This window comes from Amycolatopsis sp. DG1A-15b, assembly GCF_030285645.1.
GTDB lineage: Bacteria > Actinomycetota > Actinomycetes > Mycobacteriales > Pseudonocardiaceae > Amycolatopsis.
On the sequence record NZ_CP127296.1, the window covers coordinates 1,098,095 to 1,117,925 of the forward strand.

The window sequence follows — 19,831 nt, forward strand, 5'->3', positions numbered from 1 at the left end:
CTAGGCGTTCACTAGGTAGCGTGATGCCAATCCGGCTGGTCTTGGGGGGTACTCGACTGCCGGGTGATCGGACCTGTTGCACGAAGAACGCTGGTTGTCGCGCGCGTTCGACGGTCGCTGGTGCCTAATCGGCTCCGCGGGGTGCCGTCGAAATCGGAACTGTTTCCGGGGGTCGCCGCGCGGCTGCACGCTGGAAAGGATCAATGTGTCTCGCCCTCGTTCCTGCGGGTTCGCCCGGTGTGTGGCACGCCGGGGCGATTTGTTGAACGAGTGGCAAAAAGCCGGTGACCGGGCCTGGATCCGGCCACCTTTCTTCGCGATTTCCCTGGTCGCGGGCCCCACCTGCGTGTCATCTCCCAGCGCCCGGACGGCCCTGCGCTGACCTCACCCGTGCTCGAAAGGTTCCAGCAATGCCGCGATACGACGTCTCGGTTCCTGACGCCGACGACGACAGATCGGTCCCCGCGCGTACCCTCGCCGGACTGTTCCAGGCCCAAGCCGCGTGCACCCCGGCGGAACCGGCGCTGACCGGCGCCGGCGGCACGCTGACCTATGCGACCGTCAACACGCGGGCGAACCGGCTGGCGAGGCTGCTGATCCGGCACGGCGCCGGGCCGGAAACGGTCGTGGCGCTCGTCCTGCCGAGGTCGGCCGACCTCGTCGTCGCGCAGCTCGCCGCGGCCAAGGCCGGTGCCGCCTTCCTGCCCGTCGACCCCGACCAGCCCGCCGAACGGCTCGCCTTCGTGCTCGCCGACGCGACGCCCGTGCTCGTCGTGACCCGCGGGAAGGTGAGCACCACAGCCACCACCCTCGACCTCGGCGAACCCGGCCTGCTCGACGGTCTGCCCGGCACCGATCCCACCGACGCCGACCGGACGCGCCCGCTGCACGTCGACCACCCGGCCTACCTCATCTACACGTCCGGCTCGACCGGCGTGCCCAAGGGCGTGCTCGTCACCCACCGCGGCCTGGCCGGCTTCTTCGCCGCGATGCGGGAGCAGTACGACGTGCGGCCCGGCGACCGGGTCCTGGAGTTCTCCTCGCCGAGCTTCGACGCCTCCATCCTCGAGCTCGGCATGGCGCTGCCGCACGGGGCGGCCCTGGTCGTGCCGCCACCCGGCCCGCTGCTGGGCGACCGGCTCGCGGACGTCCTGGCCGAGCACGAAGTCACCCACGCGCTCATCCCGCCGGTCGCGCTGGCCACGCTGTCCGCGGAGCACGCGGCCGGGCTGCCGGACTTCCGCACGGTGATCGTCGGCGGGGACGCCTGCCCGCCCGAACTGGTCCGGACCTGGGCGCCGGGCCGCCGGATGATCAACTCCTACGGTCCCACCGAATTCACCGTCGTGGCCACCTGGAGCGACCCGCTGGCCCCCGGGGGCCAGCCCCCGATCGGCCACCCGCTGCCGGACGCCACCGCGTACGTCCTCGACGGCTCGCTGCGCCCCGCCGACACCGGCGAGCTCTACGTCACCGGCCCGGGCCTGGCCCGCGGCTACCTCGACCGGCCCGGACTGACCGCGAGCCGGTTCGTGGCCGACCCCTTCGGCGCGCCCGGCGCGCGGATGTACCGGACCGGTGACGTCGTCCGCCGAACCGCGAACGGCGAGCTGGAGTTCGTCGGGCGAGCCGACCACCAGGTCAAGATCCGCGGCTTCCGGATCGAACCGGGCGAAATCGAAGCGCTGCTGCGCGAGCAAGACGGCGTCCGCGAGGCGGTCGTCGTCGCCCGCGAGGACCAGCCCGGCGTCAAACGCCTGGTGGCCTACGTCGTCGGGGACGCCGATCCGGCGGACCTGCGCGCCGCCGCGGCGGACCGGTTGCCGCCGTACATGGTGCCGGCCGCTTTCGTCCCGCTCGAGGCGATGCCGCTGACCCACCACGGCAAGCTCGACCGCGACGCCCTGCCCGAACCCGACTGGCAGGCCCAGGTCCAGGCCGCGCACACCGCGCCCCGGACGCCGGCCGAGCACGCGCTCGCCGAGATCTGGGCGGACGTGCTGGGCGTGCCGGACATCGGCGTCGACGCGGACTTCTTCGAACTCGGCGGGGACTCCATCCTCGGGGCGCGGGCGCTCGCCCGGATCCGCGCCCGCTTCGGCGCCGAGCTGTCCCCGCGGGTCGTGTTCGACGCCCGCACCATCGCGAAGCTCGCCGAGCTGCTGCCGGCTCGATCCAGTGCCCCGGCCGCCCGGATCGAACCCGGGCCCCACGACGCGGTGGTGCCGCTCTCGCCGGTCCAGCGCCGCCTCTGGGTGCTCGACCGGCAGAACCCCGGCAGCACCGAATACAACGCCGGCGTCGCCCTCACCCTCTCCGGCCCGCTGGACCGCGACGCCCTGCTCGCCGCGCTGGACGGGCTGGCCGCGCGCCACGAGGCACTGCGGACGACGTTCCGGACCGTCGACGGCGAGGGCGTCCAGGTCGTCGCCGGCGAAGGCACCATCCCGCTGCGTGAAGCCGGCGCCGAGGCGGACCTGGACGCGCAGCTCGCGGCCGAACTGGACCGCCCCTTCGACCTGGCCGCCGGACCGCTCACGCGGGCCACGCTGATCCGCCGCGGCCCGGACGACCACCTGCTCCTGCTCTGCCAGCACCACATCATCACCGACGGCTGGTCGGTCGGCCTGCTCGTCGACGAGTTCGCCACGCTCTACGCGGGGAGAAGCCCGCGCCCCTGGACATCGGCTACCGCGACTACGCCCGCTGGCACCACGACCGGCTGGCCGGGCCGTTGCGCGAGCGGCAGCTGGCGTACTGGCGCGAGCAGCTCGCCGGCCTCGAACCCCTGGACCTGCCCACCGACCGGCCCCGCCCGCCCGTCCGCGCCACCGAAGGCGCGATCCGCCGGTACGCGCTGCCGGCGGAGCTGGCCGGAAAACTCGCCGAGCTGGGCCACGACACCGGCGCGACGCTGTTCACCACGCTGACCGCCCTCGTCCAGGTGCTGCTGGCCCGCTACACCGGGCAGGACGACGTCGCCGTCGGCACCGCGGTGTCCGGCCGCGACCACGACCAGCTCGAACGGCTCGCCGGGTTCTTCGTCAACACCCTCGTCCTGCGGTCCGCGGTCGATCCGGCCGAGCCGTTCGACGCCTTCCTCGGCCGGGTCAAGGAAACGACGCTGGCGGCCTTCGCCGCCGCCGAAGTGCCCTTCGACCAGGTCGTCGACGACCTGCGGCCGGCCCGTGACCCGAGCCGGACCCCGCTGGTGCAGGTCCTGCTGGTGCTGCAGCAGGACCTCGTCCGGCCCCGGGAGGCGGGCGCCCTCCGCCTGGGCGAGCACGATCTGCCCCGCCCCCGGGCCCGGTTCGACCTCGTGCTGGAGTTCCAGCCGCAGGGCCGCAGTGTCGCCATCGAGTACGACACCGCGCTCTTCGACGCCGCGACGATCGACCGCTTCGCCGGGCACCTGCGGGTGCTGGCCGAAGCGGTGGTCGCCGAGCCCCGCCGGCCGGTGGCCGAGCTGCCGCTCATGGGTGACGCCGAGCTGGCGCAGGTGGCCGAGCTGTCCCGCGGGCCGGTGCTCGAAGCGCCGGAAGCCACCCTGCCGCAGCTGTTCGAGGCCCAGGCGGCCCGCACGCCCGACGCGATCGCGGTCGTCTGCGAGGACCGCTCGCTCAGCTACGCCGAGCTCGACGAGCAGGCCAACCGGCTGGCCCGGGTGCTGGTGGAGCGGGGCGCCGGGCCCGAGCGGTTCGTCGCCGTCTCCCTGCCGCGCACCGAACGGATCCTGGTGGCGCTGCTCGGCGTGCTCAAGTCCGGCGCCGCCTACCTCCCGGTCGATCCGGCCTACCCGGCCGACCGCCAGGAACTGATCCTCGACGACGCCGGCCCGGCCCTGCTGCTCACCCCGGACGGCCGGGGCCCCGGGTCCGTCCCCGCCCTCGCGTTCGACGACCCCGCCCTGCCCGACGGGCGGGCGGGCACGCCGCTCGCCCGCGCCACGAACCCGGACCACCCCGCCTACGTGATCCACACGTCCGGCTCGACCGGCCGTCCCAAGGGCGTCGTGGTCGCCCACCGCAGCGCCGCGAACCTGATGGCGTGGGCGGAAACCGACTTCCGGGACGTTTTCCGGCCGGGGTCCACCGTGGTCGCTTCGACGTCGCTGAACTTCGACGTCTCGGTGTTCGAGATCTTCGCGCCGCTGATGACCGGCGCCACCGTCGAGATCGTCCGGGACGTGCTGGCCCTCGGCGAAGGCGAGCACACCGGCCGGCCGGTCGGCCTGGTCAGCGGCGTGCCCTCGGCGTTCGCCCAGCTGCTGGCCCAGGGCGCGGTGTCGGTGCGTCCGTCCACAGTGGTCCTGGCCGGTGAAGCGCTGACCCTGCACGCGCTGCACGACATCCGGAAAGCGTTGCCCGGCAGCCGGATCGCCAACATCTACGGGCCTACCGAGTCCACTGTGTACGCCACCGCGTGGTACCACGACACCGACCGCACCCCGCCGATCGGCCGTCCGATCGCCGGTGTCCGCACGTACGTGCTCGACCGCGGGATGCGGCCGGTGCCCGTCGGCGTGCCCGGCGAACTGCACCTCGGTGGCGCCGGGGTGGCCCGCGGCTACCTCGGCCGGCCGGGCCTGACCGCCGGCCGGTTCGTCGCCGACCCCTTCGGCGAGCCGGGCGCCCGGATGTACCGGACCGGCGACGTCGTGCGCTGGACCACCCGCGGCGAGCTGGAGTACCTGGGCCGCGCCGACGACCAGGTCAAGATCCGCGGCTTCCGGATCGAGCCCGGCGAGGTCGAGGCCGCGCTGCGGCAGCACCCGGACGTCACCGAAGCGGTCGTGGTCGCGCGCACCGACGCCGGCCACCAGCGGCTGGTCGCCTACGTCGTGCCCGAGGCCCCGGCCGGCCTGCGCGAGTTCCTCGGCGCGTCGCTGCCCGCGCACCTCGTGCCGTCGGCGTTCGTGCCGCTGACGCGGCTGCCGCTCAACCCCAGCGGCAAGCTCGACCGGCGCGCCCTGCCCGCCCCCGACTGGACGGGCGGCACCACCCGCGTCGCGCCGCGCACCGAGACCGAACGGCTCCTGGCCGCCATCTGGGCCGACGCCCTCGGCCTGCCCGAGGTCGGCGTCGAGGACAACTTCTTCGAACTCGGCGGCGACTCGATCCTCAGCATCCGGCTGGTGTCCGAGGCGGCCAAGGCCGGCCTGCGGATCACCACCAAGGACGTCTTCCGGCACCAGACGATCGCCGCGCTCGCCGCGGCGGCCGGGGTGGCCGCGCCCGCGGCCGAGCGCCCCGCGGCCACCGGAGACGTCGTCGTCACGCCGATCCAGCACTGGTTCCTCGACACCGATCCGGCCGACCCGGACCACTTCGTCCAGCAGCTGAGCGTCCGGCTCGCCGACGACGTCGACGAAGCCCGCCTGCGCGCGGCCGTGAACACGGTCGCCGCCCACCACGACGCCCTGCGGCTGCGCTTCCGCAAGACCGCCGAAGGCTGGACGCAGTTCCACGCCGAGCCCGGCGAGGCCGACGTCTTCGGCGCGGAGATCGACATCGAACACGGCCCGCTGGTGCGCGCGGACCTGGACGGCACGACGCTGCGCCTGGCGGTGCACCACTTGGCGGTGGACGGCGTCTCCTGGCGGATCCTCCTGGAGGACATCGGCCACGCCTACCACGGGCGGGACCTGAGCGCCCGGACGACGTCCTTCCAGGACTGGGCGAACCGGCTCGCCGAGCACGACTTCGCCGGCGACCTCCCGTACTGGCGGTCGGTCGGCGGCGCCCAGATCCCGCTGGACACCGACGGCGCCAACACGGTGGCGAGCACCCGCACGGTGACCACCCGGCTGGACGCCGAGCTGACCCGGGCGCTGCTGCAGGACGTCCCGGGCGTCTACCGCACCCAGGTCAACGACGTGCTGCTGGCCGCGCTCGGCGGGGCCCTGCGCCGCTGGAGCGGCGACGACCGGGTGCTGGTCGACCTCGAAGGCCACGGCCGGGAGGACCTGTTCGACGACGTCGACCTGTCCCGCACGGTCGGCTGGTTCACGTCGATGTTCCCCGTCGCGCTCGACGCGGCCCACCGCGACACCGCGAGCCTGCTCAAGTCCGTCAAGGAGCAGCTGCGCGCGATCCCGTCCCGCGGGCTGTCCTACGGCGTGCTGCGGCACCTCGCCGGCACCGCGCCCGCGGTGACGCCCCGGCTCAGCTTCAACTACCTCGGCCGGTTCGAGGTCGAAGGCGAGCTGTACCAGGGGATCGAGCGGGAACTCGAACTCTCGCAGCACCCCGGTGACGTCCGCGCGCACGCTGTCGACGTCGTCGCCCGGGTCACCGACGGCCGCCTGGAGCTCACCTGGTTCTACTCGGATCAGCTCCACGAGGAAGCCACGATCCGGACGGTCGCCGACGACCTCGTCCACGGGCTGGCCGGGATCGTCGCGCACTGCACCGGACCGGCCGCCGGCGGCCGCACGCCGTCGGACTTCCCCCTGGCCGGCCTCGACCAGGCCGTGGTCGACCGGCTCGCCGGCGACGGCCGCGACGTCGAGGACATCTACCCGCTCACCCCGGCCCAGGCCGGCATGCTCTTCCACCGGCTCACCGGCGGCGGCCGGCACGCCTACCTCCAGCAGGTGACGTTCGTGATGAGCGACGTCCCCGACCCGGCGGCGCTCGGCCGCGCCTGGCAGCAGGTGGTGGACCGGACGCCGGTCCTGCGCACCCGGGTCGTCTGGGACGGCCTCGACGCCCCGGTGCAGGTCGTCCACCGGCAGGTGGCCCTGCCGATCGAGTACCGGGACTGGACGACCGGACCGGCGGACCTCGACGCCGTGCTGGCGGCCGACCGGGACACCGGCCTGGACCTGGGCGCGCTCCCGCTGATGCGGCTGCTGCTCGCGCGCGTCTCGGCGACCGAGGTGCGCGTGGTCTGGACGTTCCACCACCTGCTGCTGGACGGCTGGAGCCTCTTCCAGGTGCTCTCCGACGTCGCGGCGGCGCACGCCGGGCGCCCGCTGCCGGCCCGCCGTCCGTTCCGCGACCACGTCCGGTGGCTGTCCGAACAGGACCAGCCGACAGCGGAAACCTACTGGCGTGAAAGGCTTTCCGGGCGACCCGAGCAGGCCCGCCTGCGCACCGACCGCGCCGCCGAGGGGCACCCGGTCGAATCGAGCGCCTCGCTGCGGATCGAGCTGCCCGCCGGGCCGCTGCGCACCGCCGCGCAACGTCACGGGCTGACCCTCAACACGCTCGTCCAGGGCGCCTGGGCGGTGCTGCTGGCCCGCCACACCGGCCGGCCGGAGGTCTGCTTCGGCACCACGGTCGCCGGGCGGCCCGCCGAACTGCCCGGGGCCGGGGAGATCACCGGCATGTTCATCACCACGCTGCCGGTCGTCGCCGACGTCGACGAGCGGGCGACGGCCGTGGACTGGCTGCGCGGCCTCCAGGAGACCCAGGCCGAAGCCCGGCGGTTCGACCACCTTTCCCTGGCGCGCCTGCAGAGCTGGGGCGGGGAGTTCGACAGCCTGCTCGTGTTCGAGAACTACCCCGTCACCGCGGAGCTCGGGCTGCGCGACCTGCGGGGCGTGGAGACGACCAACTACCCGCTCAGCGTCGTCGCCTACCCCGGTGAGGAGCGCCTGGAGTTCCTGTTCGGCTACGACCCCGAGCTGTTCGACGCCGAGACGGTCGCCGGGTTCGCCGGGCACCTGCAGACGCTGCTGTCCGAGCTCGCGACCCGGCCGCACGAGCCGCTCGCCCGGCTGCGCATGCTCCCCGGCGCCGAGCGGCAAGCCGTCCTGGACCAGGGGAACGGCGCCACGCAGGACCACCCGGACACGACCGTGCCGGCGCTGTTCGCCGAGCAGGTCCGCCGCACCCCCGGCGCGGTCGCCGTCACCGGCGAAGAAACCCTGACCTACGCCGAACTGGACGCCAGGGCGAACCGGCTGGCCCACCGCCTGCTCGCCCTCGGGGCGCGGCGGGACGGCCTGGTCGGGCTGCTGCTCGGCCGCTCGGCCGACGTCGTCGTCGCCGAGCTGGCGGTGCTCAAGGCCGGCGGCGCGTACCTGCCGCTGGACGCCCGCGCGCCCCGCAGCCGGCTGACGGCGCTGCTCGACGGGGTGCGCGTGCTGGTGACCGACGACGCCGGCCGGGCGCTCGCCTCAGAAGTCCACAGTGGACCTGTGGTGACCATCGGCGAAACCGGCGACGAGCCGTCCGACGCGCCGGATGTCCTGCTGCGGCCGGACAACCTGGCGTACGTCATGTACACCTCGGGATCGACGGGGACGCCCAAGGGCGTGGCCGTCAGCCACCGGGCCGTCGTCGGCCTGGCCCGGGAGCGATCGTTCGCCGTCCCCGCGCACCGGACCGTGCTCATGCACTCGGCGCTGGCCTTCGACGCGTCGACCTACGAGATGTGGGTGCCGCTGCTGACCGGCGGCCGGGTCGTCGTCGCGCCGCGGGGTGACCTCGACGCCGACGTGCTGCGGCGGCTGATCGCCACGCACGGGGTGACCGGACTGTTCATCACCGCGGGGCTGTTCCGCGTGCTGGCGCAGGAGGACCCCGGCTGCCTGCACGGCGTCCGCGAGGTGTGGACCGGCGGCGAGGTGGTGCGTCCCGCCGCGGTGCACCAGGTGGCGGCCGCCTGCCCCGGCCTCACCGTGGTGGACGTCTACGGCCCCACCGAGACCACCACCTTCGCCACCCGGTTCCCGCTGCCGCCGGGCGAGCCGGTGCCGGACGTGCTGCCGATCGGGCGGCCGCTGGACGACACGGCCGCCTACGTGCTCGACCACGGGCTGCGGCCGGTGCCGCCGGGTGCCGTCGGCGAGCTGTACCTGGCCGGCACCGGGCTGGCCCGCGGCTACCTCGGGCAGCCGGGGCTGACGGCGGAACGGTTCCTGGCCGACCCGTTCGGGGCGCCGGGTGCGCGGATGTACCGCACCGGCGACCTCGTCCGGTGGACCCGGGCCAGGGTGCTGGAGTTCGTCGGCCGCGCCGACGACCAGGTGAAGATCCGCGGCTTCCGCGTCGAGCTCGGCGAGATCGAAACCGCGCTGACCGCCCACGCGGACGTGACCGAAGCCGTCGTCGTCGCGGCCGAGCACGGGGGGTCCAAGCGGCTCGTCGCCTACGTCGTCACGACCGGGACGCCGGACCTGCGCGAGTTCCTGCTGCGCTCGCTGCCGGACTACCTGGTCCCGGCCGTGTTCGTGCCGCTCGAAGCGCTGCCGCTGAACGAAAACGGGAAGGTCGACCGCCGGGCGCTGCCCGCACCCGACTTCGTCTCCGGGCTCGGCTACCGCGAACCCGCCACGGACGCCGAACGGCTGCTCGCCGGCATCTGGGCCGAGGTGCTGCGGGTGGAGCGGGTCGGCGCCGACGACAACTTCTTCGAGCTCGGCGGCGACTCGATCCTGAGCATCCAGGTGGTCTCCCGCGCCCGCCGGGCCGGCCTCGACCTGATGCCGGGCCAGGTGTTCGACCACCCGACCGTCGCCGCGCTGGCCCTCGCCGCCACCCCGGCCGCGCCCGCCGCGGCCGTCGCCGACGCCGAACCGGTGACCGGTGCGATGCCGCTGACGCCGGTGCAGCACTGGTACCTCGACCCGCGGCCGGTGCACCCCGAGCAGTTCGTGCAGTCCGTCTCGGTGGAACTGCCGGCCCCGCCGGACCCGGCGGTGCTGCGCCGCGCGCTGCGCGATCTCCAGCTGCACCACGACGCCCTGCGGCTGCGGTTCACCGCCGACGGCCCGCACCACGCGCCGGACGCCGAAGACGTCCTCGGCGCCACGATCGACCTCGAAACCGGGCCGCTGCTGCGCGCGGACCTGTCCGGCACGACGCTGACGCTCGCCGCGCACCACCTGGTCGTCGACGGCGTCTCGTGGCGGATTCTCCTGGAGGACCTGGAAACCCTGCTCCAGGGTGGTGAGCTGCCGGCCAAGACGACGTCCTTCCGCGACTGGGCGCGCACCCTGGCCCGCCACACGGCCGACGGCTTCTTCGACGGCGAACTCGCCCACTGGGCGGCGATCGACGCCGACCCGGCCCTGCCGGTCGACGCGACGGGCGAAAACACCTACGGCTCGGCCCGCTCGGTGGTCGTGCGGCTGCCCGCGGCGGAGACCCGGTCGGTGCTGCACGACGTGCCGGGGGCCTACCGGACACAGGTCAACGACGTGCTGCTGACCGCGCTCGGCCGCGTCCTGCGCGACTGGACCGGCCGCGACCGCGTCCTGGTCGACCTCGAAGGCCACGGGCGCGAAGACCTGTTCCCCGGGATCGACCTCTCCCGCACGGTCGGCTGGTTCACCTCGATCTTCCCGGTCGAGCTGACCTCGTCCGGGGCGGACTGGGGCGAGGCCCTGAAAACGACGAAGGAACGGCTCCGCGCGATTCCCCGCCGGGGGATCGGCTACGGCGCCCTGCGCCACCTCGCCGGCACCGCCCCGCACCTCGACCCACGGATCAGCTTCAACTACCTGGGCCGCTTCGACCACGGCGGCGGGCTGGGCGGCGCGGCGCACCCCGGGCAGACCCGCGCGCACCAGCTCGACGTCGTCGGCGCGGTCGTCGGCGACGAGCTGGAACTGACCTGGCACTACTCGGCAGGCGTGCACACCGAGGCCACCGTCCGCCGGCTGGCCGGCGCCCTCCTCGAAGCGCTCACCGGGATCGCCGCGCACTGCGCCCGGCCGGACGCCGGCGGCCGCACCCCGTCCGACTTCCCCCTGGTCCGGCTGGATCAGTCCACAGTGGATGCCTTGGTCGGTGATGGCCGCGGCGTCGAGGACATCTACCCGCTGACGCCGATGCAGTCGGGCATGGTCTTCCACAGCCTCGTCGACGGCGCGGCCGGGACCTACCTCAACCAGGTGCGCCTGCGGCTGACCGGCATCGCCGACCCCGAGCGCCTCGCCCGGGCGTGGCAGCAGGTCGTCGCGGACACGCCGGTGCTGCGGACCCGCGTCGTCTGGGACGGCCTCGACGAGCCCGTGCAGGTCGTCGAGCGGGCCGTCACGGTCCCGGTCGTCCAGCTCGACTGGACGGCGCTGGACGACGACGAGCGGGCCCGCGAGCAGGAGCGGTTCCTCGAAGCGGACCGGGCCCAGGGCTTCGACCTGACGACCGCGCCGCTGCTGCGGCTGGCGTTCGCCCGGCTGCCCGGCGGCGACGTCCTGCTGGTGTGGACGTTCCACCACGTGCTGCTCGACGGCTGGAGCGCCGCGCAGGTGTTCGGCGAGGTGTGTGCCCGGTACGCGGGCGCCACGACGCCGGGGCACCGGCCGCCGTTCCGGGAGTACCTGCGCTGGCTCGGCGAGCAGGACACCGCGGACGCCGAAGCGCACTGGCGCGAACAGCTCGCGGGCCTCCGGACACCGACGCCGCTGCCGTTCGACCGCCGTCCGGTGGAAGCCCACCGCGCGCGGTCCGCCGCGTCGGTCCGGGTGTCGGCACCCGCCGACGGGCTGCGGGAGCTGGCGCGCCGCGCCGGCCTGACGCTCAACACGATCGTGCAGGGTGCCTGGGGACTCGTGCTGTCCCGCTACAGCGGGGAATCCTCCGTCGTCTTCGGCACCACCGTGTCCGGCCGGCCGGCCGACCTGCCCGGTGTCGAGTCGATGGCCGGGCTGTTCATCAACACCCTGCCCGCCCCGGTGACCGTCCACGACGGACACACCGTGGCGGACTGGCTGCGTGAGCTGCAGGCGGGCCAGGCGCGCTCGCGCCGGTTCGACTTCGTGTCACTGGCCCAGCTGCAGACCTGGGCGGGCGGCACCACGCTGTTCGACAGCATCCTCGTCTTCGAGAACTACCCGTTCGACACCGAAGCCGTCGCCGCACACGGGATCGGCCTGCACGAGGAAGGCGAGCTGCAGCCGACCAACTACCCGCTCAGCGTCGTCGTCGCGCCGGGCGAGCGGCTGACGGTGACCTTCGACCACGACCCGGACCTGTTCGACCGGGCCACCATCGACCGGCTGGCCGGGCAGCTGCTGCTCGCCCTGGAGCGCATCGCCGCGGGCCCCGGCCGGCGGGTCGGCGAGCTCGACCTGCTGACCGACGGCGACCGCGAGCGCGTGCTGCGGACGTTCAACGACACCGCGCACCCGGTGGCCGAGGCCACGGTGGTGAGCCGGTTCGCCGAGCAGGTCCGCCGGACGCCGGACGCTCCGGCGGTCGGCGACCTGACCTACGCCGAGCTCGACGCCCGTGCCGATGGGCTCGCCTGCCGGCTGCTCGAGCTGGGTGCCGGGGTGGAGGACCGGGTGGGTCTGCTGCTGGAGCGGTCGGCCGACCTCGTCGTCGCCGAGCTGGCGGTGCTCAAGGCCGGGGCCGCGTACGTGCCGGTCGACCTGCGCGCCCCGGCGAGCCGGATGCGGCTGGTCCTGGCCGAAGCGGGTGTCTCCGTGGTCATCGCGGAAGAGTCCTATCAGGACGTCCACGGTGGACCGGTGGTCCGGGTGGACGAGACCGGCCGGGCGGGTGCGCCGGATGTCCCGGTCCGGTCCGGAAACCTCGCCTACGTGATGTACACGTCCGGGTCGACCGGCAAGCCCAAGGGCGTGGCGGTGACCCACCGCGACATCGTGGCCCTCGCGTCGGACCGGTCGTTCGCGGGCGAGGCGCACCGGAGCGTGCTGCTGCACTCACCGCAGGCGTTCGATGCCTCGACCTACGAGGTGTGGGTTCCGTTGCTCAACGGCGGCCGGGTGGTCGTCGCGCCGCCCGGCGACGTGGACGCCGAGGTGGTGCGGGCGGTCGTCAAGCAGCAGGGAGTGCGTGCCCTGTGGCTGACGGCCGGGCTGTTCCGGCTGCTGGCGCAGGAGGATCCCGGCTGCCTGCGGGGCGTCGGCGAGGTGTGGACCGGCGGGGACGTCGTGCCCGCCGCCGCGGTCCGGCAGGTGCGCGACGCCTGCCCCGGGCTGACCGTCGTCGACGGCTACGGCCCCACCGAGACGACCACCTTCGCCAGCCGGTTCTTCCTCGCCCCCGAAGACGTGGTCCCGGACGCGATGCCGATCGGGCGGCCGCTGGACAACATGGCCGCCTACGTCCTGGACGAGGGGCTGCGGCCGGTCCCGCCGGGCGTGACGGGGGAGCTGTTCATCGCCGGCGCCGGCGTGTCCCGCGGCTACCTCGGCCGGCCGGGGCTGACCGCGGAACGCTTCGTGGCAAACCCCTTCGGCGAGCCGGGCGCGCGGATGTACCGCACCGGCGACGTCGTCCGCTGGTCCGGTGGCTCGCTTTCCGGGGGTCCGGGTGGCGAAGCCCCCGGCCCGGGGCGAAGCCCCGGTAGTCACGCAGCCGTGCTGGAGTTCGTCGGCCGCGCCGACGACCAGGTGAAGATCCGCGGCTTCCGGATCGAGCTGGGCGAGATCGAGACGGTCTTGGCCGCTCACCCGGACGTCACCGAGGCCGTGGTCGTCGCGCGGGACCGGCGGCTCGTCGCCTACGTCGTCACCACCGCGGGCCCCGCCGACCTGCGGGCGTGGCTGCAGCGCGACCTGCCCGACTACATGGTGCCGTCGGCCTTCGTGAAGCTCGGCGAGCTTCCGTTGAGCGCCAACGGAAAGGTCGATCGCCGGGCGCTGCCGGAACCCGCCGCGGAGCCGATGGCCGGGTACGTGCCACCGCGCACCGAGACCGAACGCGTGCTCGCCGAGGTCTGGGCCGGCGTGCTCGGCGTGCCCGGCGTCGGCGTCGAGGACAACTTCTTCGAGCTCGGCGGCGACTCGATCCTCAGCATCCAGGTCGTCTCCCGGGCCCGGCGCCACGGCCTCGCCCTCACCCCGCGGGACCTGTTCGCCCACCAGACCGTCGCCGCGCTGGCGGTCGCGGCGGGCTCGGCCGCGGTCACCGTGGCCGAGCAGGGGCCGGTCACCGGCGCCGCCGCGCTGACCCCGATCCAGCACTGGTTCTTCGCCGGGGACTTCGGCGACCCGAACGGGTTCACGCAGTCGGTGCGGATCGAGCGGGCCGAGCCGTTCGACGTCGAAACCCTGCGCGCGGCACTGGCCACCCTGGTCGAGCACCACGACGCGCTGCGCATGCGGTTCGCCGGCGTCGGCCAGGAGAACGCCCCGGCCGAACCGGCCGAGGTCCTCGGCGCCGAGATCGACGTGACCCGCGGGCCGCTGCTCACCGCCGAACTGCTCGAGCCTGCCGTCCTGCGGCTGACGGTCAACCACCTCGTCGTCGACGGTGTCTCGTGGCGGATCCTCCTGGAGGACTTCGAAACCGCCTACCGCGGCGGGCCGCTGCCGCCGAAGACGACGTCGTTCCGCGACTGGGCCAACCGGCTCGCCGCGCACGCCGAGGCCGGCGGCTTCGACGACGAACTGCCGTATTGGCGCGAAGCGCTCGCCGTCGACGCTGCTTTGCCGATCGACACTGCCTTGCCGGTCGACGCCGTCGGCTCGGCCGAGGGCACCGGCACGGTCACCACGCGCCTGGATCCCGAGCTGACGCGGGCACTCCTGCAGGACGTCCCGGCGGTCTACCGGACGCAGGTCAACGACGTGCTGCTGGCCGCGCTGGGCCGGGTGCTGGCCCGCTGGACCGGCCGCGACGGCGTGCTGATCGACCTGGAGGGCCACGGGCGCGAGGACCTGTTCGACGACGTCGACCTGTCCCGCACGGTCGGCTGGTTCACCTCGCTGTACCCGGTGGCGCTGCGGGTCGAGGACGGCTGGGGCGCGCTGCTCAAGTCGGTGAAGGAACAGCTGCGCGCGGTGCCCCGCCGCGGAGCCGGCTTCGGCGCGCTGCGGTACCTGACCGGGACCGCGCCCGCGCTGCGGCCCGAGATCAGCTTCAACTACCTGGGCCGCCTCGACGGCGCGGCCGGCAGCCTCGACTCGGCGGTCGGCGAGGGCGCGGGCCGGGCGCATCTGCTCGACGTCGTCGGCCGGGTGGACCGGGAGACCCTGGAACTGACCTGGTACTACTCGCGCGGCACGCACATAGCTGCCACGGTCGAGAGGCTGGCCGCGGAACTGGTGGCCGCTCTGGGCGAAGCCGTCGCACACTGCGCCGAGCCCGGCGCCGGCGGCCGCACGCCGAGCGATTTCCCGCTGGCCAAGCTGAACCAGCGGCAGGTGGACCGGATCGCCGGCGACGGCCGCGGCGTGGCCGACGTCCACCCGCTCACGCCGATGCAGGCGGGCATGGTCTTCCACGGGCTTTCCCAGGAATCCCAGGGCGTCTACTTCGAACAGGTCAACGCCGTCCTCGACGGCGTGGCCGAGCCGCGGTTCCTGGCCGAAGCGTGGCAGCACGTCGTCGACCGGACGCCGGTCCTGCGCGGCAGCATCGTGTGGGAGGACGTCCCCGAGCCGCTGCTCGTGGTCCACCGTGACGTGCGGGTGCCGGTCACCGAGCTCGACTGGCGGAATCGCGACCGCGAGGAGGCCCTGCGCGAGCTGCTCGCGAGTGACCGTGCCAAGCCGTTCGACCTGACGGCCGCGCCGCTGCTGCGGGTCACCCTGGCCCGGCTGCCCGGCGACGCCGTCCAGCTCGTCTGGACTTTCCACCACGTCCTGCTGGACGGCTGGAGCGTTTTCCAGGTGCTCTCCGACGTCTGCACCGCCTACGCGGCCCTGCGCGACGGCACGCCGCCCGCCCTGCCGCACCGCCGTCCGTTCGGGGACTACGTCGCGTGGCTGAGCGGCCAGACCGCCGAGGGTGCCGAAGAGTACTGGCGCCGCGAGCTCGCCGACGTCACCGAGCCGACGCCGCTGCCCTACGACCGGATCCCCGCGTTCGCCCACGAATCGAGCTCGTCGACGTGGGTCAGCCGCGATCTGGACGAAGCGGCCACCGGCCGGCTGGCGGCGTTCGCCCGGCGCGAGCGGCTCACCCTCAACGCCGTCGTGCAGGGCGCCTGGGCGCTGCTGCTGGCCCGGCACAGCGGCGAGGACGACGTCTGCTTCGGCGCCACCGTGTCCGGCCGCCCGGCCGGGCTGGCCGGTGTCGACGACATCACGGGCATCTTCATCAACACCCTGCCGGTGCGGGTCACCGCCGACCCGGTGGCCCCGGTCGCCGGCTGGCTGCGCGGCCTGCAGACCGCCCAGGCGGAGTCGCGCCGGTTCGAGCACGTGCCGCTGACCGCGGTGCAGGCCTGGAGCGGGGTCGAGGGTGGCCGGAACCTGTTCGACAGCCTCGTGGTGTTCGAGAACTACCCGGTCACCGCCGATGATGTGGCCGCCCACGGCGTGCGGCTGCGTGACCTGCAGGCGATGGAGACGACCAACTACCCGCTCACCGTCGTCGCCGCGCCCGGCCCGCGCCTGTCGCTCGGCCTGGGCTACGACCCGGCGCTGTTCGACGAAGCAACGGTCCGGCGGCTGGCCCGGCGGCTCGAGCACCTCTTGGCGGCGATCGCCGAAGACCCGGCCCGGCCGCTGCGCGCGTTCGACGTCCTCGACGCCGCCGAACGCGACCAGGTCCTGGTGGCCTTCAACGACACCGGCCACGAGGTCCCGCCGGTCACCCTCACCGGGCTGATCGAGGCCCAGGCCGCTCGCACCCCCGACGCCGTCGCGGTGCTTTCCCGCGACGAACGGCTCACCTTCGCCGAACTCGACGCCCGCGCCGACCGGCTGGCGCGGCTGCTGGCCGCGCGGGGTGCCGGGCCGGAGCGGATCGTCGCGCTCGCCTTGGGGCGTTCGGTGGACATCGTCGTCGCGCAGCTGGCCGTGCTGAAGACCGGTGCCGCCTACCTGCCGGTCGACCCGGACTACCCGGCCGAGCGGATCGCGTTCATGCTCGCCGACGCACGGCCGGTCGTCGTGGTGACCAAGCCGGAGACGCCGCTGCCGGTGGCCGACGTGCTCGTCCTCGACGGCTCGGAGGCGCACGGCCCGGCCACCCCACTCGGCCGGTCCGTGCCGGTGGACGCGCCGGCGTACGTCATCTACACCTCGGGGTCGACCGGCACCCCGAAGGGCGTCGTCGTCACCCACGCCGGGCTGGCGAGCTTCTCCGCCGCCGAAATCGCCCACTTCGACGTCCGGCCCGGCGACCGCGTGCTGCAGTTCTCCTCGCCGAGCTTCGACGCGTCGGTGCTGGAACTGTGCATGGCGCTGCCCGCCGGGGCCGCGCTGGTCGTGCCGCCGCCCGGGCCGCTGCTCGGCGACCACCTGGCCGCCGTGCTGCGCGACGAAGGCGTCACCCACGCGCTGATCCCGCCGGTCGCCATGGCGAGCGTGCCCGACGTCGACCTGCCCGCGTTCCGCACCCTGGTCGTCGGCGGCGAGGCCTGCCCCGCCGACCTGGTGGCCCGCTGGGCACCGGGCCGCCGGATGATCAACGCCTACGGGCCGACCGAAACGACGGTGGTGGCGACCTGGAGCGATGCCCTGGAGCCGGGGGCCACCCCGCCGATCGGCCGCCCGATCCGCAACACCCGCGTCCGTGTCCTCGACGCCGCCCTCCGCCCGGTGCCGATCGGCGTCGCGGGGGAGCTGTACGTCTCCGGCGCCGGGCTCGCCCGCGGGTACCTCGACCGGCCGGGGCTGACCGCCACGCGGTTCCTCGCCGATCCGTTCGGGGCGCCGGGAACGCGGATGTACCGCACCGGCGACCTGGTGCGGTGGCGCGCCGACGGCACGCTCGAGTTCCTGGGCCGCGCCGACGACCAGGTGAAGATCCGCGGCTTCCGGATCGAGCCCGGCGAGATCGTGGCGGTCCTGCGCAAGCACGCGGCCGTCCGCGACGCCGCCGTCGTCTCGGACGGCCGGCGGCTGATCGCCTACGTCGTGGGCGACGCGGGCCCAGGCTTGCGTGAACACGTCGCGGCAGCCCTGCCGGCCCACTTCGTGCCCGCCGCGTTCGTCCGGCTCGACGCACTTCCGTTGACGGCCAACGGAAAGCTGGACCGGCGGGCGCTGCCCGCCCCGGCCGCACCGGAAGAGCGCGCCGGGTACGCCGCCCCGGAAACCGAGACCGAAGAGGTCCTCGCGGCCATCTGGGCCGAGGCGCTCGACCTCGACCGGGTCGGCGTCGAAGACAACTTCTTCGCCCTCGGCGGCGATTCGCTGCGCAGCCTGCAGATCACGTCGATGACGAAGTCCGCCTTCGACGTCGAGCTCACCCCCAAGGACGTGCTCACCGCCGGCACCGTGCTGGCGCTGGCGGAGCTCGTCGAAGAACGGGTCCTGCAGGACCTCGAACGGCTCGCCGCCGGCCAAGACCACTGAACAGAAGCACCGACCGGAAAGGAAATCCCCATGCAGGACGACGCCGAATTCCAGGTATTGGTCAACGACGAGGGCCAGTACTCGCTGTGGCCGGTGGCCAACGAGGTACCCGCGGGGTGGCGCGCCGACGGCTTCCGCGGCGGCCGCCAGGAGTGCATGGACCACGTCGACGAGGTGTGGACCGACATGCGGCCGCTGAGCCTGCAGCGGCAGATGGCCGCCGACGGCTGAGCCGGCGGCGCTCCCCGACCCACCGAACCGACGCGGAAGGTCCCCTCTGATGCCCTCTCCTTCGACGTTTTCCCAGTCCATACCCGTGGTCCGGGACGTCCCGGACCCGCGGTCGCCCGCCGACGGCCGGCTCCAGCGGCTGCTCGCGGGGCTCGCCCACAAACACGGCGTCCCGGCCGCCCAGCTGGTCGTCCACGACGGCGGCCGGACGGCGTCGGCCACGGCAGGCGAGATCACCGCCGAGGCGAAGTTCCCGGTCGGGTCCATCACCAAGGCGTTCACCGCGGCACTGGCGATGCTGCTCGTCGCCGACGGCGACCTCGACCCGGACGACCCGCTGGGCGAGCACCTGGACGGCCTCGGGCCGCAGGTCGGCAGACCCACCGTCGGGCAGGTGCTGAGCCACACCGGCGGGTTGCCGGCCGCGCTCGGCGCCGCCGCGGACGGGGCCGGCTCGGCCCGCCGGTACCTGCGAGCCTGCCGCGACGCCGGGCTCGTCCAGCCGCCCGGGCTGGGCTTCTCCTACTCCAACGTCGGGTACGTCCTCACCGGCTACCTGGTCGAGGCCATCACCGGGATGAGCTGGTGGGAGGCGATGGACACGATGCTGCTCGGCGAACTCGGCATCGAGGCCGCGTTCGTCGTGGAGCCGGGTGCGCGGCGCCGGACCGCCGCCCACCTCAGCGGGCACGCCGTGCACGCGGCGACCGGCCGCGCCCGGCCGGTCGCGCAGACCCTGACCCCCGCGGAGGCCGCGGCCGGGGCGCTCGCGCTGAGCGCCGGGGACCTCGCCGCGTTCGGCCTGATGTGCTGCGGCGGCGACGGCCCGCTGCCGGCGGACCTGATCGACCTCATGCGCCGCCCGGTGCCGGGGGCGGAGCCGTTCGGGCTGGCCGACGGCTGGGGCCTCGGCCTGGCCGGCTACCGCGGCGCCGACGCGGACTGGACCGGTCACGACGGCACCGCCGACGGCACCTCCTGCCACCTGCGGATCGACGCCGAGCACGGCCGGGTCGTCGCGCTCACCACCAACGGGAGCACCGGCTCGGCGCTGTGGACGGACCTGGTCGCGGCGCTGCGCGCCGATGGCCTGCCGGTCGGCGACTACGAGCTGCCCCACGACCTCGACCGGGCCGCGCGCCCGGCCGCCGACCTGACCGGCCGCTACACCAACGGCGACCTGGAGTACCAGGTGGACGTCCGCGCGGACGGCGGCGCCGTGCTCGTCGTCGACGGCGAGGTCTACCCGGAGCTGGCGCTGCTGCGCGACGGGTCGTTCTCGGTGCGCGAACCCGGCACCGGCCGCCGGATCATCGGCGGCCGCTTCCTGACCGACCCGGCCACCGGCACCGTCAGCGCCATGCAGGCCGGGGGCCGTGTCGCGCGGCGCCGCCGCCGCGCCTCCTGATCTCCCGCCCCCCGCAC

General features: G+C 74.3%; 2 protein-coding genes and 1 pseudogene. All 3 read left to right on the forward strand.

The window, feature by feature from the left end:
• Window positions 1–482 precede the first annotated feature (482 nt).
• Window positions 483–18,175 (forward strand): annotated as a pseudogene (locus QRY02_RS05240) (non-ribosomal peptide synthetase).
• Window positions 18,176–18,205: 30 nt separating this feature from the next.
• On the forward strand, window positions 18,206–18,406 hold the full coding sequence (locus QRY02_RS05245) for an MbtH family protein (RefSeq protein ID WP_013224966.1): 201 nt from the start codon (window positions 18,206–18,208) through the stop codon (window positions 18,404–18,406).
• A 49-nt stretch (window positions 18,407–18,455) separates the two neighbouring features.
• Window positions 18,456–19,814, forward strand: coding sequence for a serine hydrolase domain-containing protein (locus tag QRY02_RS05250; RefSeq protein WP_285990352.1), 1,359 nt, complete (start codon window positions 18,456–18,458; stop codon window positions 19,812–19,814).
• Window positions 19,815–19,831 lie beyond the last annotated feature (17 nt).